The sequence below is a fragment of the Candidatus Polarisedimenticolia bacterium genome, assembly GCA_035764505.1.
Taxonomy (GTDB): Bacteria; Acidobacteriota; Polarisedimenticolia; order Gp22-AA2; family AA152; genus AA152.
The window spans coordinates 1-14,570 of record DASTZC010000101.1 but is presented as its reverse complement, the minus strand read 5'-3'; the positions used below and the strand labels follow the sequence as shown (position 1 = coordinate 14,570).

The following is a 14,570-nucleotide window of genomic DNA, read 5'->3' as shown; positions in this document are numbered from 1 at the left end:
GGCGATGTCGGCGACCGCCTCCTCCACCGTGGCGAAACCGGCCGCGGCAGGGGTGGAGCGGCGTGTTTCACGTTGACGAGGGGTCTTCGTTGAGCGGCCTGAGGCCTTGGTTGAGCGGCCTGAGGCCTTGCTTGGGCGGCCTGAGGCCTTCGTTGAGAGGCCTGAGGCCTTGGTCGGGCGGCCTGAGGCCTTGGTCTCGCGGGCTGAGGGTTTCGACCCGCGGCCCGAAGGGGCCTTCGACTGGCGCGAGGCCTGGCGTCGCTTCGTCATTTTCCCTCCTGCCTCGTCGCTCCGGCGTAAGGTCCCAGGAGACTTTCCAGATATTTGGCCACCAGATCGACCTCCACATTGAGGCGTCGCGGGGCGGCCCATTCGCCGAGCGTCGTCTGTTCCAGCGTATGGGGAATCAGCGCCACTTCGAAGTCCGCTCCCCGTAGGGAGGCCACCGTCAGGCTGACGCCGTCGAGCGCGATCGAGCCTTTCGACACCAGGTAGCGCTCCAGCCCCGGCGGAAGGCTGACCCGAATGCGCCGGCCGCTTCCCTCAGGACGCACCTCCGTCAGCATGCCCACCCCGTCGACATGTCCTTGCACCAGGTGGCCGCCGAGACGGTCGGCGAGGCGCAGGGCCCGCTCCAGGTTCAAGCGGGCGCCGGGCTGTTTCTCACCGAGACAGGTCCGCTGCATCGTCTCCGGAGAGATTTCCACCTCGAACCAGTCCGGGCCCCGCTGGACCGCTGTCAGGCAGGCTCCATCCACCGAGATGCTTTCGCCCGCCGACAGCTCGCCGGACAGACCGGCACAGGCGATTCGGGCCGTCGCTCCGCCGCCATGCGAAGCCAGGCTCCGCAGCGTGCCCACGCGCTCCGTCAGTCCAGTGAACATGCCGCAGCCCGCGCCGTATCGGGAGATCCCAGGCGCCCTTCCACCAGAAGATCTTCTCCCACGGGGCGCCAGCTCCATTCATGGATCGATTCGGCGTCGGAGAGCCCCGCGGCGGCGAACCCGTCGAAAACTCCCTTCGACCCGCCTCCCAGAATCTTCGGGGCGATGAACAGCGCCACCGCGTCGGCCGACCTCGATCGCAGGACGCTGCCCAGCACTCCACCGCCTCCTTCCACCAGGACGGAAAGGATCCGCCGCTTGCCGAGATCGGTGAATACTGCTTCAAGATCGAGCCCGGTTTCGGCGCCTGCCACCTCCACGACCTCCACTCCGGCGCGCTTCTCCAGGACGTGGTGCTGCGGACCTTTTCCGGTGCCGGTATAAATGAGCGTCTTTCCGCCGTCTTCCCCCGACAAGGCGCGCGCACCCGTCGGGGTCCGGAGGCGCGAATCGAGGATCACCCGTACCAGAGACTTGCCCGGCCAGGCGCGCGCCGTCAGGCGCGGATCATCGGCGAGGATGGTCCCCACTCCCACCAGGATCGCATCGTGAGCCGCGCGCAGCCGATGCGCCTCGGTACGCGCTTCCGGCGAGGTGATCCAGCGTGATTCTCCCGCGGCGGTGGCGATGCGGCCGTCCAGTGTCATCCCCGCCTTGAGGGTCACGAAGGGGCGGCCGGTCGTGACGAACTTCACGAACTTCTCATTGAGGCGCGCCGCCTCATCGCGCAGGAGGCCGTACAGAATCTCCACGCCCGCCCCCCGCAGCCTTTCGAAGCCGCGCCCGTTGACGCGCGGATCGGGATCCAGCATGCAGGCGACGACGCGATGCACGCCCGACCGGATGACCGCCTCCACGCAGGGCGGGGTAAGTCCGTGGTGGACGCACGGCTCCAGGTTGACGTAGAGAACCGCGCCGCGCGCTGCCTCGCCGGCAGCCGCCAGTGCCTCGATCTCGGCGTGGGGATCGCCGGCCCGCCGGTGGAAGCCCTGCGAGAGAATGCGCCCCTCTTTGACGACCATGGCGCCGACCATCGGATTGGGGCTGGTACGCCCCTCGCCATGGCGCGCCAGCTCCAGGCAGGCGGCGAGATAGTGCCGGTGAATTGCTTCGTCGCCTTCGCTCATGCGATGTCGCGCTCCTCGAACATGCCGTCCACATAGGCGTCGGGATCGAATTCCAGAAGGTCCTCGACCGCCTCGCCGACACCCACCCAGCGCAGCGGGATCCCGACGTCGCGCGCGATCCCCAGCGCCACGCCTCCCTTGGCGGTGCCGTCCAGCTTGGTCAGGACCAGACCGGTGACCCCCACCGCGTCCAGGAAGCGCCTCGCCTGGGCGACCCCGTTCTGTCCCGTGGTGGCGTCGAGCACCAGGAGGACCTGGTGCGGCCCTTCCGGGACGCGCTTGCGGATCACCCTCACCACCTTCTCCAGCTCCTGCATCAGCGGCTCGGCCGTATGCAGACGTCCGGCGGTGTCGATGATCAGGAAGTCGCACTTGCGCGCCACCGCCGCCTCCACCGAATCGAAGACGACGGCCGAAGGATCGGCCCCTTCCCGATGGCGGATCAGATCCACATCGGCACGCTCGGCCCAGATGCTGATCTGCTCGACGGCGGCGGCCCTGAAGGTGTCGGCGGCGCACAGCAACCCGCGCCGTCCCTCCCGCGCCCAGCGCGCCGCGAGCTTCCCGGCGGTGGTGGTCTTACCGCCGCCGTTCACCCCGACCAGCAGCACCACCTCGGGTCCCGACGCGGGACGGGTCGCACTGGGGCGTGCGCTGCCCTGCAGGATCCCCTTGAATTCGCTGCGCACCAGATCCACCAGATCTCCCCAGCGGGAGATCTCCCGTCCCGAGGCGTTGCGGCGCAGCGATCGGATTACTTCGGAGGTGAGGGCGGGGCCTACATCGGACAGCAGGAGCAGCTCTTCGACCCGCTCCAGCAACGGAGCGTCGACCTTGGCGGGTCCGTGGACGAGGTCCCGGATTTTCCCGGAGAGCGCCTCGCGCGTCTTGCCGAGGCCGCGGAACAGCCTTCCGAACGCGCCGGGCCTCGACGGTGGCCCCTGGCCGCGCTCCTCGGCAGCCATGGACCCTAACTCCGGCTGGAGACCGCGGGATCTCCGAGTGCTTCCTTGGCCTTGACCGCCTCCGGGCTCGCCGGATCCAGGGCAATGACCTTCTCGAAGCTCTTGCGCGCCTCCTCGCGGCGCCCCGACTGCAGCAGGGCCTGGCCCAGACCGTAGTATCCCCGCGCATACTTCGGGTTGGCTTCCACGGCGCGGCGGAACGTCTGCTCCGCCTCGGAGGCTCGCTTCTCATCCAGCTGAATGGTGCCGAGGTTATAGAGGACCAGTTCCGGGTGAGGATAGGTGGTGTCCTTCAGGCATTCCTGGAAGACTTTCTGCGCCTCGGCGGGACGTCCGGTCTTCAAATAGACGGCCCCGAGAGTGTTGCGCGCGTCGGTGAGATAGTTGTTCAGCTTCAGCGCTTCCTTCAAGGACTTTTCGGAGTTCTCGAAATCACTCAGGTAGAGGTAGACGGTGCCGAGGAAGGCGTGCACCTCGGCGTTTTTCGGGTCCTTGTCCAGAGCCTGCTTGGCGTGGGTGATCGCATCCTGGTTCTTTCCCTGGCTGAAGTCGAGCTGCGAGAGGCGGAACAGGCCCTCCGCCTGGCGCGACTCCTCCTTGACTTTGGCGCCCTGATCGGAAGCACAGCCTGCCGCGCCCAGGAGGACGAGCGCCGCGATGACGACCCGCGTTCGCTTGCGCAGAATCATGATGTTGGCTCCGGATGAAGTGCCAGGAGTGAAGCCGCCGAAACGGCGATGCAGCCTGTCATTCTAGGAAGGGTCGGCCGCCATGTCAAAAGCGCCCGGACTAACGGTTTCCCTTCAGGAGGGCGCGCAGGCGCCCGAGCATGCCGCCGCCCGGCTCCGGCGGCTCGGCCTCGGGGACCTCCCAGGGTTCCCAGTCCAGCCCGTCGCAAACCGTCTTGGGCACCTCGCTCACCATCGCCAGGGCGCGCTCCGGCCCCACGATCTCCGCCGCGGCGGCGCGGGCCTCGGAGAGCACCGGCGGCCGGTACACGGTGTCGTGCGCGTCGGAGGAGATGATGTGCGTCAGGTTCTTCTCCAGCATCTCGAGCGAGTATTCGCGCGCCTTCTGGCCGAAGCCCCCCAGCAGCGACGCCGCGGTGAGCTGCGTGAGGCAGCCGAGGCGGACCATGTTCTCCAGGCGTGAGATGTCGGCGGTGAAATAGCCGATGCGCTCCGGATGCGCCAGCACCGGCGTCACGCCCGCCAGCTTGAGCTGGAAGATGGTTTCCTCCGGACGGATGGGAACCTGCTGGTACGGAAGCTCGAGGAGAACGTAGCGTCCCATGCCGTTGATCGTGGTGACCTGGCCATCTTTCAGTCTCAAGGCCACGTCCATCGTGCAGTAGACCTCCGCCCCCTCGACAATCTCGATCTCCAGGCCGGCCTCGCGGATGGCGGCGCGCAGGTCGAGCAGCTTCTCCCGGATCACCGGGGGAGGATTGTCGTACTGACCCGGCTTCTGGTGGGGCGTGGCCACCAGGGTGGAAACCCCGTCGGCGAGGGCGACGCGGCAGAACTCGAGCGATTGCTCGAGGCTCTCCGAGCCGTCGTCGATGCCGGGGAGAACGTGGCAATGGAGATCGACCATCATCGGCTCACTCCCAGATCTCTTCATCTTTGAGCGGGCGCTGCATCAGCTGCGCCAGCGCGTCCTTCGCGGTGATCTTTCCCTGCAGCAGGGCTGCCACGCCGGTGGTGATCGGCATGTCCACACCGTGGCGTTTCGCCAGCAGCAGCGCCGCGGTCGTCGTCGGAACGCCTTCCGCCACCATCTTCATGCCGGCAAGCGCCTGCTCGAGCGTCTTTCCCTCGCCAAGCTTGACCCCGACCGATCGGTTGCGGCTCAGCCGGCCCGTGCAGGTCAGCACCAGATCCCCCATGCCCGCAAGTCCGGCGAAGGTGGAAGCGGATCCGCCGCAGGCAACTCCGAGCCGGGTGATTTCCGACAGCCCCCGGGTCATCAGCGCGGCGGTGGTGTTGGAACCGTAGCCCAGGCCTTCCACGACGCCGGCCGCCAGCGCGATCACGTTCTTCAGAGCACCGCCGAGCTCTACGCCGATTCGGTCGCGGTTGGTGTAGAAGCGGTAAGGACCGTGGCTCAGCGCCTCCTGCAGCTTCTCCCCTTCTTCCGCCTCGGGAATGCCGAGAACTCCGGCGGTAGGATCCCCCCGGGCGACTTCCCGGGCAAATCCGGGTCCTCCGAGCGCCGCAATGGTCGCGGGGGCGGGCTGCATCACCTCGGCGGCCACTTCCGACATCCTCATGCCCGTGTCCGGCTCGATCCCTTTGGTCGCCACGATCAGCGCCGCGCCGCGGGTGAGGTGCGGCGCCGCCTCGGCGAACAATGCCCGGCAGTAACGCGCCGGGACCACCCAGACGATCCGCGACGCACCGGCCAGCACGCGAGAGAGATCATGGCTCGGATGGATCCGGGCGGGGAGCGGGAAGTCGGGAAGGTAGGTGCGATTCTCCCCCGTGGACTCGATCTCCCGAACCCGCTCCCGGTCGTGGGCCCACAGATCGACCTCGAAGCCCGCCCGCGCCAGGTGCAGCGCCAGGGCCGTGCCCCAGCTTCCCGCTCCGACCACCGCTACCGGCTTCGCCATTCCTCTCACCCTCGCCTCTCGCCGATGCGCGGCTCCGTGCCGGTCAGCAGACGCGTCATGTTATCCCGATGCCGGAGAATTACGAGCAGCGCGCACACCCAGCCCGCGATCTGGGCGGCCGCCGGAGAATCCCGCAGGAAAAGCGCGATCGGCAGCGCCAGGGATCCGGCCAGGGACCCGGCCGACACTCTCCGGGTCAGCGCGATGACCAGAAGGAAAGCGCCTGCCGCCGCCAGCGCCGCGTAAGGGTCGACGATCAGGAACGCTCCCAATCCGGTCGCCACCCCTTTGCCGCCGCGAAACGCGAGATAGAGCGGGAAGACGTGCCCCAAGGTGGCGGCGCATCCGGCCACGGCCGCTCCCTCCGGACCGAGAAGGCAGCGGCCGGCCCACGCCGCGAGCGCCCCCTTCGACGCATCCAGCATGAGAGTGGCGATCCCGGCGCCCGGCCCCAGGGATCGCGCCACGTTGGTCGCTCCGATGTTGCCGCTGCCGCTGCGGCGCACGTCCACGCCCAGGGCCTTGCCCAAGAGCAGCCCGAACGGAATCGATCCGAGCAGGTAAGCTGCCAGCAGGATCGCCCCCAGCGTCGCCGGGCTCGCCGTCATGCTGCCGCCCCTCCGAGGAGCGGGAATTCTGCCAGAATCTCGTGGCGTGCCCCCTGCGGCCCCAGAGTGCTGCGAAACAAAATGAAGCGATCGACCGGAATCGCGGCGCCCGCCAGTCCGGCAGGCAGCTCCGGAAGCGCAGGAACGCGACGGGCCGATTCCCCGAACCGCCCCAGCGTCAGGTGGGGTGAGAAAGGACGAGACTCGCGCACGAAGCCTGCCGATTCGGCTTTCCCATCGATCCAGGCGGCCACCCTCGCCAGCGGCTCCGTCCCCGAAAGCGCCACGAATAGAACGCGCGGCCGACCCCGGGAAGAGAAGCATCCCAGATGGTCCGGCGCGCAGAGAAACGAAGCGAAGGGCGCGCCCGGAGCCAGATGATCGCACAGCGCAATGACTCGATCCTGGGAGGTCTCGCCGAGGAAGCGCAGCGTCAGATGAATCCCCTCGGGCTTCGACCAGCGGAGGTCTGGAAGCAGCGCCTGCAGCGAAGACTGCAGCCGGCCGAGTTCGTCGCGCATCGGCCGAGGAATCTCCACCGCGATAAAGAGACGCACTCAGGCGCTTCGACCGCGCGCCGCGCGCAGCAGAGCTCGTCGAACCTGATCCAGCGCCAGGGCGGCCGCGTGCGTCCGCACCTTCTCCCGATTTCCCGGCAGCAGCCAGCGCCGGTGCCGCGCGCCGCCTGGATAAACGACGGCGATGTGCACCGTGCCGACGGGACGCTCGCGCGATCCACCTCCCGGTCCGGCGATTCCGGTCACTGAGACGCCCAGCGCCGTCTCGAACAGCGCGGCAGCGTTTCGCGCCATGGCGCGGGAAGTTTCGGCGCTCACGGCGCCGCGGCGCTTCAGGATTTCGGGAGACACCGACAAGAGCCGCCGCTTCGCGGCGTCATCGTAGCACACGGCCGCGCCCGCAAAGACGCTCGACGAGCCGGGAACGCGGGTCAGGCGCGCGCCGACCAGGCCGGCGGTGCAGGATTCGGCGGCCGCCAGGCGCCATCGCCGCCGCCGCAGCAGCTTCATGACGACTTCCTCCAGCGCCTCGCCTCGCGTCGAGACCAGATCTTCCCCTAAGACCCGCTCCATCCTTTTCCGGCAGGCGTCAGTCCGGCGCGCCGCCCCGGCACCGCGCGCCCACAGCTGGATCACGACCTCGCCCGGTGAGGCCAGCGTGCTGACCTCCACTTCGGGAAAACGGCGCGCCACTCGTGCAATGCGTGCATCGATGAGTGACTCCCCCACGCCGGCCGTGCGCAGCGTGGCCGATGCCGGACGGGTGCCGGCGATCCGACGCAGCCGCGGGGCCACGGCGGAGAGCATCGCGGCCATCTCGCGAAACACTCCGGGCAGGACGATCACCCAGCCGCGGCCGTCGGCGAGCCAGATCCCCGGCGCGCTGCCCGCCGCGTTGGCCAGCGGCCGGGTGCCGGCAGGGAACAGCGCCTGGGAGGCGTGCGCCGGTGTGAAGCGGATGCGGTAGCGCCGGCACCAGCGCCGGACGGCGGATTCCGCGCTCCGGTTGCGGCGCAATGGCACGCCGAGCAGGCGCGCCAGCGCCTCGCGGGTGCGGTCGTCCCGGGTCGGACCAATGCCGCCGGTCGCCACGACGAGGGGGCCGCACGATCGCGCATGCCCGAACGCCGCGGCGATGGCGTCGGTGTCATCGCTCACGACCTGGCGCGAGACCACCTCCAGCCCCATCGACGGGAGATGGGAAAGCAGCCATTCGCTATGAGTTTCCCGAGCTCCCGGACGAAGCAGCTCGCTGCCGATCGCGATCAGGCTGGTTTTCAAGCGCAGGCTCCTCCAAAGCGGCGATGGCGGCGACCAGCTCGCGGGAGAAGGTCTCGATGGCCGCGCGATCGCGACGGCCGCGCTCCGTCGCGACAAATCGCAGCGGCTCGCCGAAGCGCACCGAGACCGGCGCCGGAGACGGGAACTTGCCGCCAATCGGAAGCGATTCGAAGGCGCCGCGGATGCACGCCGGGACGACCGGCGCCCCCGAGAGGGCCGCCATGAGAGCCGCCCCCTGCTTCGCGTCCTTGAGGATGCCGTCCGAGCTGCGGCCTCCCTCGGGAAAAATGCCGACCACCTGGCCGCGCTTCAGGCAACCGAGGGCCAGCTTGATGGCCCGCGCCTCCTCCTCGCGCCGGACGGGAATCGTTTCCATGCCCCAGTAGAACCAGCGCAGCCGCCACCAGTCGTACATCTCACGCAGGACGATGAAGTGGATTTTCCGCGGACAGGCCGACCCCAGGACGATGGGATCCAGGAACGAAGCATGGTTGGCCACCACGATGGCGGCCCCCGTGGCAGGCACGTTTCCCCTGCCGCGCACCTTCAGCCGCAGATAGATCTTGACCAGCAGCGCGAAGAAGAGCTTCACGAAAGAGTAGAACATGGCACTCTCAGCGGGGGGCGGCGGGCGCGGCGAGGGGTGCGCGGGCGCTCCCCGCCTCATGCCCCCAGCCCTCCGGTACCACGATGCCGCCCGAGACCACGAGCTTCACCCCCTCCTCCACCGACAGCGGGACCCGGATGAGCTCGCGCCGAGGTACCAGGACGATCCAGCCGGACGTGGGGTTCGGCGTCGTGGGCAGGAACACTGCCGACATCGTCTCCGGCTCGCCGGGGACCAGATCGGGCATGGCTTCCCGGGTGACGAAGCCCAGCGTGTAGCTTCCCTTCCGCGGGTACTCGACCAGGACCACCTCGCTGAAGGATCGCTTCCCCTTCGGCGAGAAGGCTTCCATCAGCTGGCGGCTGCCGCCATAAACGGCGCGCACTCCGGGAATGCGCAGCATCAGCCGATCGAATCCTTCCAGGATGCGCGCTCCAAACACGTTGGTGCTGAGCACCCCGGCGAGATAGATGATCCCGAGGGTGATGCACACGCCGATGATCGGAATCATGACCCGGCCGAAGAAAGGACGCGCGAAGGTCTCGATCCCGGTGAGCAGGAGGGCCCTCTCGACCCAGGGGGTGATGGTCCCATCCACCAGGTGAAACAGGGCGGCCAGCAGCCATACCGTGATAATCAGCGGCAGCAGGACGAACAGTCCCGTGAGGAGCTTCTGGCGCAGGTGCCGGCCCAGGTTTGGCGATCCCGCCGCGCTCATGCGGCTCCATCCGGGCGCCCGGGGACAACGCCCAGCTGCCGCGAGAACTTGAGGAAATAATCGGCGGCGGAAAGCACGGCCAGCACCACGACGATCCAGAGCGCGACCTGTCCGAGATAGTTGAAGCGTCCCAATCCGGTGGGGCCGAGCAGCAGGAGCACCACGGCGATGACCTGGCTGATCGTCTTGTACTTGCCCCAGGGCGAGGCGGCGATCGCAATGCCCTGGCTGATGGCGATGCTGCGCAGCCCGGTGACCGCGAACTCTCGTCCCACCACGATCACCACCATCCAGGCGGGTGCCACGCCGACCTCGACCAGGGAGATGAACGCGGCCGACATCAGCAGCTTGTCGGCAATCGGGTCGAGGAGCTTCCCCAGCGTCGTGACTTCGTTGCGCTTGCGCGCCAGATAGCCATCCAGGAAATCGGTGAGGCAGGCGGCCAGGAAGACCAGGATCCCCACTCTCTCGTTCTTCGCGAGGATGACCACCATCACCACGGGAACGAGAAAGATGCGACTGACGGTCAGCCAGGTGGGGAGGTTGAGCACGTTGCCTGTTGAAGGGATGGGATCCTCGGGGTAGAATGCGCTGCGATTTACTCCGCGATCCTCTCTAAAGGCCTGACAACTTGGAAAATAGCACATCGCCGATCCGGGGGTCAATGCCCAGATCGCCCTCCGCTCCGGCGGCGGTTTCCGACCGATCGAGCCAGCCGATCCGCTTCGGAACCGACGGCTGGAGGGCGCGCATCGCGGAAGGCTGGACGCTGTCGGCGGTGCGCCGCTGTGCCGCCGGAATCGCATCTTACCTGCACCAGATCGGCCGGGAATCCTCGCCGGTGGTCCTGGGATTCGATGGACGGTTCCTCTCGGATCGCTTCGCGCGGGAGGTGGCGCTGCACCTGGCGTCGGAGCGCTTCGTCCCGGTCCTCAGTCCGGCCGCCGTCCCGACGCCGGCCCTCTCCTGGAGGACGGCCGCGGCCGGTGCGTCGCTCGGCATCATGATCACCGCTTCGCACAATCCTCCCGAATACAACGGACTGAAGCTGAAAGGTCCGGACGGCGGGACGCTCGATCCCGGGGAGACCTTGCGTATCGCCCGGCTGATCCCGCCTCTGGATCCGGGGCCCACCGAGGCCGAAGAGCTGGCCACCCACCCCTCCTTCCTGATTCCCTATCTCAAGTCGATCCGGGAGCGCGTCGCCAGCAAGGAGATCCGCTCCGCCGGGCTCAAGGTGGTGCACGACGCCATGCATGGGATGGGCGGCACCCTTCTCGACCAGGCGCTCAAAGGAGGCAGGACCTCGGTGGCCGCGCTGCGCGCGGAGCCCGACCCCCTGTTCGGAGGCGCCGCGCCCGAGCCGATTGCGGCGAACCTGTCGCTGCTCCTGCGCGAGACGCGCCGGCAGAAGGCCAGCGTCGGGTTCGCGACCGACGGCGATGCCGATCGCATGGGAGCGTGCGACGAGAAGGGACGATTCGTGTCGCCCCTGACACTGCTGCCGATTCTGGCGCAGCATCTGATCGAGGTGAAGGGCCTGCGCGGCGGCGTCGCCCGGACCTTCGCCTCGTCGCTGCGCATGGAGCGGATCGCGAGGCGCCACGCCCTCCCCTTCTATGACCTGCCGATCGGGTTCAAGCACGTGGCGGCTCTTCTGCGGCGGCGCGAGATCGTGGTGGGAGGCGAGGAAAGCGGCGGATTCGGCTTCGCCGGCAGCATCCCCGAGCGTGACGGCATCTTCTCGGCCCTCCTCCTCCTCGAGGCGATGGTCCTCGCCGATCTGCCGCTTTCGGGGCTGGTGGCCCGGATGGAGAAGCAGTACGGCCGGTTCTCGTACGACCGGCTGGATCTGAGCTGCGCTCCCGAGGATGGCCGAAAGCTGAGTCAGGGAGTCGCCGCCGCTCCTCCCAAGAGGATTGGCGGCTTCAAGGTGACGGAGGTGGATCGGCTCGACGGCGTCAAGCTGCTGCTGGGAGAAGAGGGATGGGTGCTGTTCCGGCAGTCGGGTACCGAGCCGGTGCTGCGGATCTACTCCGAGGCGCCGACGGCGGCGGCGGTCGCCTCGATCCTGCGCCAGGCCCGAGCGCTCGTCAGACGATAGATTACTCTCAGGGAGCCGACACGGGCGCCACTGCCGGCGCCTTGCCCCGCACTCCTTCGCGCAGGTAGATCGGCACCTGCCGCATGACGATCCAGAGATTGCCTCCGAAAAACAGGACGAGCACCGCCACCATCGCCCAGTCACGAACGCGCGAGGCGAGCGGCGTCGGGCGAATCGCCGCCCATACCGGCGCCCCGGCCGCCAGTGCGAGCAGCGCCAGCACCGCCGCGCGGGAGCTTTCCGCGGCGGGCGGAAGCGCGTACGCCAGGGTCGTCGCCAGCGCCGTGAGGCAGAACAGGAATCCCCGCGGCAGGTCCTTGGCTTCCCACCATTCCGAGAGGAACCATCCGCCGGCCAGGCAGAGATAAGGAAACAGCGGCAGGCGATACCATCCGAACACCCCGCGCACGTCGGCGGTGAGCGCCATCAGCCCCAGGTAGACGGCGGCCGGCGCCAGGATCTGGCGGTGCTTCCCCAGCGCCATCCAGGTCGCGGCCATCGCCAGCCACAGGTACCATCCTCCTCCGAACTGCACCTCCACGATCCGGGAGATCCCCTCGAGATCCAGGAGCGTGCGCAAGGCGACGCGCTTCGACGCCTGCAGGCCCAGGACCTCCATGAACAGCGGCCAGTCGTAAGCCGCTCCGTACAGAAGGTAAGCCGCGATCGCTCCCGCGGCGCCGAGAGCCACCGCCGCGACCGCTTTGCCGCGCCGCTCCTTGGCCAGCATCAGCACGGCGGCGAGAGGAAGCGCAACCCCCGTCGCTTTGGCCCAGAGGGCCGCTGCGCCGGTGATCACGATCTTGGCGAGATCACGCGAGCGTCCGGAGCGGCTATAGGCCTGCAGACCCAGCGTCAGCAGGAGCATGAGGGGGGCGAGGAGATTCTCGGCTTTCACCAGGCGGTTTCCCAGGACGATGGTGGGCAGCGTGGCGTACAACAGCGCGGCGATCGTTCCGGCGGAAGGACGCGGCAGAGATTTCCATCCGACCCAGCCCACCAGGAATGTGGTCAATGCGCCCAGGATCACCGGGACGACGCGCATGCGCCCGAGGGTGCACTCGAGCATGCTGTCCGCCCCAAGCGCGCTGCTCACCGCGCCGATGAGGAGCGAGAAGCCCGGCGGATGGTCGAAGTAGGGACGGGCCAGATAATAGGAATCGCCGAACCAGAGGAAAGGGGTGATCTTCTCGGGAGGATAGCGCTGCGGGTAGAAGGTCCAGGCGGCCGGGACACCCTCATGCAGCAGCGTCCAGCCTTCCCAGCCGTGCTGGTACTCGTCGGCGGTCTCGTGATGGAAGGGCACCCGATCGAACTCGTAGAACCGCAGTCCCAGGCCGAGCGCGACGGCCAATGCCAACGCGGCGCCATGCCGGTGTGCCCGGAGAAGAGCGAAGGAAGATCCGCGGGCTCGGCGCGACTTCCACAGCCGCAGCAGCAAGCCCGCCGCCGCCGCAGCCGCCAGCCATCCCGCGATTCTCCTCGGGAGCGCTTGAGAGAGTGCCTGCCCCGAGGGGGCCAGCGCCCCCCCGGGGACCGTCTCCGGAGACGCGGCATCGGGCGGCATCCAGACGAAGCGGATCCCGGGCTCCTCATCGCCCCGGGCATAGGAGATCTCGAGAGGGTGCCATCCCGGTGTCAGGTTCGCCTCGGCCCACATCTCTCCCTGATCGGAGCCGGGAGCCAGCGGCTGGCCGTCCAGCAGGAGCCGTACCCGTCCCGCCGACTCGATCCGGAGGCGATACAGGCCCGCGCGGTGAGCTTTAAGAAAACCCGACCAGCGCACGGTGAAAGGAGGAAGGCTGCGCGGGACGCCGAGCCGCTGCGTGTCCCAATGCTGGAAGAAGGGAGCGGCGAGGACCGCTGCCTCGGGGAAATCGATCGTGCGATCGACCTGGGCCGCCACCAGCACCTCGCGCCCCGAGGGATCCGATGCGAAGTACCCGCCCGACAGCCCGCCGCGCGGCCAGAGCAGAAGCAGCGCCGCGCCAAGCAGCATGGCGAGCAGCGCCAGCGGAGCCCACGCGCGCGGCGTTCCAGTCGGTCGATCCGGTTCTTGCACGCGGTTTCCTCAGCGGGTATCGCTTGCGGAGCTGCCCGGCGACGCGCGATTCTAGCGCAACTCGGCGCGCGCCTCGCGGCGCGCCGCGGCCGTACGCTGTCCCAGCAACGCGCGCTTGATCGGTGAGGGAAGGAAGGAGGCGCGGATCCCTTCGACGCGGATTCTCTCAAGCTCGCGCCGCGTCAGGTGCAGCCGGCGCTCGAGATTGCGGAATTCGGCGTCGAGCGACGTATGGAACAAGGCGGGATCGTCGCTGTTGAGGGTCACCCGCACCCCGGCCTGCAGCAACCGGGGCAAAGGATGATCGCGCCAGCGCCGCACGACGCCGGTGCGCAGGTTGCTGGTCGGGCAGACCTCCAGCGGGATGCGCCGGCGCCGCAGCATGGAGAGCAGCGCGGCATCCTCGCAAGCTCGGATGCCATGGCCGATCCGCTCGCTTCCCAGCAGCTCCACCGCCTCCCAGACCGATTCCGGTCCGGCGAACTCCCCGGCATGGCAGACCGTGCGCAGCCCCATGGCGCGCGCCGTCTCGAACAACGGCCTGAACTCCCGAGCCGGAACCGAGCTCTCGTCCCCTCCCAACCCGATCCCGAGCACGCGTCCGCGGGCCTCCTGCGCGTAGCGCAGGTTCTCCTCGAGCGAAGCCGGTCCCCATTGCCGCACCCCGTCCAGGATCCATCCGATGCGCGGACCGCCCCGGCTCTGCATGGTCCGCACCGCCTCATCCACGGCATCCAGGATCTCTGCGAAGGGGATTCCCCGCCGCGCAAAAATCACCGGAGACATGAACACCTCCGCCGCCTCCACCTTCTGGCGTCGCAGGAGTCCGCACAGGTCCGTTGCGATGAGGGCGAAGTCCCCCGGTCCGGTGAGCGTCCGGGTGACGTGCGCGAAATTCCGCAGGAACCCGCGAAAATCGGAATGGCGGAAGAGAACGGCGGGGTCCGAGGGGAGGCTCGCGTCACGGCCGGGGCGCGCCCAGAAGCCACGCAGCCGCTTCAGCGAAACGCTCCCTTCGAGGTGCAGATGGATTTCGACTCGCGGCGCCGGCCGGCGGGCTGACAGCGCGCGCCTTCCGGTGC

Annotated in this window: 15 protein-coding genes; 1 reads left to right on the top strand and 14 read right to left on the bottom strand. The window is 68.5% G+C overall.

Features of this window, described 5'->3' with window-relative positions:
• Positions 1 to 266 precede the first annotated feature (266 nt).
• From VFW45_06830 to pgsA, 12 genes are all read right to left on the bottom strand, one after another.
• Positions 267 to 884 (bottom strand): riboflavin synthase, encoded by a 618-nt coding sequence (locus tag VFW45_06830; GenBank protein ID HEU5180487.1) that lies wholly within the window; start codon positions 882 to 884, stop codon positions 267 to 269.
• Complete coding sequence (ribD, locus tag VFW45_06825; GenBank protein ID HEU5180486.1) at positions 869 to 2,011, bottom strand: bifunctional diaminohydroxyphosphoribosylaminopyrimidine deaminase/5-amino-6-(5-phosphoribosylamino)uracil reductase RibD; 1,143 nt, start codon at positions 2,009 to 2,011, stop codon at positions 869 to 871. Before ribD ends, VFW45_06830 begins: the two co-directional genes overlap by 16 nt.
• Positions 2,008 to 2,976 (bottom strand): signal recognition particle-docking protein FtsY, encoded by a 969-nt coding sequence (gene ftsY / locus VFW45_06820; GenBank protein ID HEU5180485.1) that lies wholly within the window; start codon positions 2,974 to 2,976, stop codon positions 2,008 to 2,010. The genes ribD and ftsY overlap by 4 nt, the downstream gene beginning before the upstream one ends.
• A 5-nt stretch (positions 2,977 to 2,981) precedes the next feature.
• Complete coding sequence (locus VFW45_06815; protein HEU5180484.1) at positions 2,982 to 3,665, bottom strand: tetratricopeptide repeat protein; 684 nt, start codon at positions 3,663 to 3,665, stop codon at positions 2,982 to 2,984.
• Between the two features lie 100 nt (positions 3,666 to 3,765).
• On the bottom strand, positions 3,766 to 4,575 hold the full coding sequence (locus tag VFW45_06810) for a CpsB/CapC family capsule biosynthesis tyrosine phosphatase (protein ID HEU5180483.1): 810 nt from the start codon (positions 4,573 to 4,575) through the stop codon (positions 3,766 to 3,768).
• A gap of 4 nt (positions 4,576 to 4,579) precedes the next feature.
• The gene (locus tag VFW45_06805) at positions 4,580 to 5,590 is read right to left on the bottom strand and encodes an NAD(P)H-dependent glycerol-3-phosphate dehydrogenase (protein HEU5180482.1); all 1,011 of its coding nucleotides are present in this window, start codon (positions 5,588 to 5,590) and stop codon (positions 4,580 to 4,582) included.
• 5 nt (positions 5,591 to 5,595) lie between these two features.
• Positions 5,596 to 6,198 (bottom strand): glycerol-3-phosphate 1-O-acyltransferase PlsY, encoded by a 603-nt coding sequence (gene plsY, locus VFW45_06800; protein HEU5180481.1) that lies wholly within the window; start codon positions 6,196 to 6,198, stop codon positions 5,596 to 5,598.
• A complete protein-coding gene (gene thpR, locus VFW45_06795; protein ID HEU5180480.1) occupies positions 6,195 to 6,755 on the bottom strand; it encodes an RNA 2',3'-cyclic phosphodiesterase in 561 nt (186 codons plus the stop codon). The genes plsY and thpR overlap by 4 nt, the downstream gene beginning before the upstream one ends.
• Positions 6,756 to 7,997, bottom strand: a complete 1,242-nt coding sequence (locus tag VFW45_06790) for a nicotinamide-nucleotide amidohydrolase family protein (protein ID HEU5180479.1) — start codon at positions 7,995 to 7,997, stop codon at positions 6,756 to 6,758. It abuts the gene before it with no gap.
• Complete coding sequence (locus VFW45_06785) at positions 7,933 to 8,604, bottom strand: lysophospholipid acyltransferase family protein (GenBank protein HEU5180478.1); 672 nt, start codon at positions 8,602 to 8,604, stop codon at positions 7,933 to 7,935. Before VFW45_06785 ends, VFW45_06790 begins: the two co-directional genes overlap by 65 nt.
• 7 nt (positions 8,605 to 8,611) lie before the next feature.
• Positions 8,612 to 9,322, bottom strand: a complete 711-nt coding sequence (locus VFW45_06780; GenBank protein HEU5180477.1) for a DUF502 domain-containing protein — start codon at positions 9,320 to 9,322, stop codon at positions 8,612 to 8,614.
• Positions 9,319 to 9,873: a CDP-diacylglycerol--glycerol-3-phosphate 3-phosphatidyltransferase gene (pgsA, locus tag VFW45_06775; GenBank protein ID HEU5180476.1), complete on the bottom strand. Its 555-nt coding sequence runs from the start codon at positions 9,871 to 9,873 to the stop codon at positions 9,319 to 9,321. Before pgsA ends, VFW45_06780 begins: the two co-directional genes overlap by 4 nt.
• Positions 9,874 to 9,986: 113 nt before the next feature.
• Between pgsA and VFW45_06770 the strand changes: the two genes are divergently transcribed.
• Entirely contained in the window at positions 9,987 to 11,426 is a 1,440-nt protein-coding gene (locus VFW45_06770) for a phosphoglucomutase/phosphomannomutase family protein (GenBank protein ID HEU5180475.1), read from the top strand.
• 7 nt (positions 11,427 to 11,433) lie between these two features.
• Here the strand turns inward: VFW45_06770 and VFW45_06765 are convergent, their stop codons facing one another.
• Positions 11,434 to 13,488: a glycosyltransferase family 39 protein gene (locus VFW45_06765; GenBank protein ID HEU5180474.1), complete on the bottom strand. Its 2,055-nt coding sequence runs from the start codon at positions 13,486 to 13,488 to the stop codon at positions 11,434 to 11,436.
• A gap of 51 nt (positions 13,489 to 13,539) precedes the next feature.
• On the bottom strand, positions 13,540 to 14,570 hold a 1,031-nt coding region (gene add, locus VFW45_06760), incomplete at its 5' end, for an adenosine deaminase (GenBank protein HEU5180473.1).

Coding starts and splice junctions, on each gene's coding strand:
- VFW45_06830 (HEU5180487.1), bottom strand. CDS start 884: ATGTTCACTGGACTGACGGAGCGCGTGGGCACGCTGCGGAGCCTGGCT.
- ribD (HEU5180486.1), bottom strand. CDS start 2,011: ATGAGCGAAGGCGACGAAGCAATTCACCGGCACTATCTCGCCGCCTGC.
- ftsY (HEU5180485.1), bottom strand. CDS start 2,976: ATGGCTGCCGAGGAGCGCGGCCAGGGGCCACCGTCGAGGCCCGGCGCG.
- VFW45_06815 (HEU5180484.1), bottom strand. CDS start 3,665: ATGATTCTGCGCAAGCGAACGCGGGTCGTCATCGCGGCGCTCGTCCTC.
- VFW45_06810 (HEU5180483.1), bottom strand. CDS start 4,575: ATGATGGTCGATCTCCATTGCCACGTTCTCCCCGGCATCGACGACGGC.
- VFW45_06805 (HEU5180482.1), bottom strand. CDS start 5,590: ATGGCGAAGCCGGTAGCGGTGGTCGGAGCGGGAAGCTGGGGCACGGCC.
- plsY (HEU5180481.1), bottom strand. CDS start 6,198: ATGACGGCGAGCCCGGCGACGCTGGGGGCGATCCTGCTGGCAGCTTAC.
- VFW45_06785 (HEU5180478.1), bottom strand. CDS start 8,604: ATGTTCTACTCTTTCGTGAAGCTCTTCTTCGCGCTGCTGGTCAAGATC.
- VFW45_06780 (HEU5180477.1), bottom strand. CDS start 9,322: ATGAGCGCGGCGGGATCGCCAAACCTGGGCCGGCACCTGCGCCAGAAG.
- VFW45_06770 (HEU5180475.1), top strand. CDS start 9,987: ATGCCCAGATCGCCCTCCGCTCCGGCGGCGGTTTCCGACCGATCGAGC.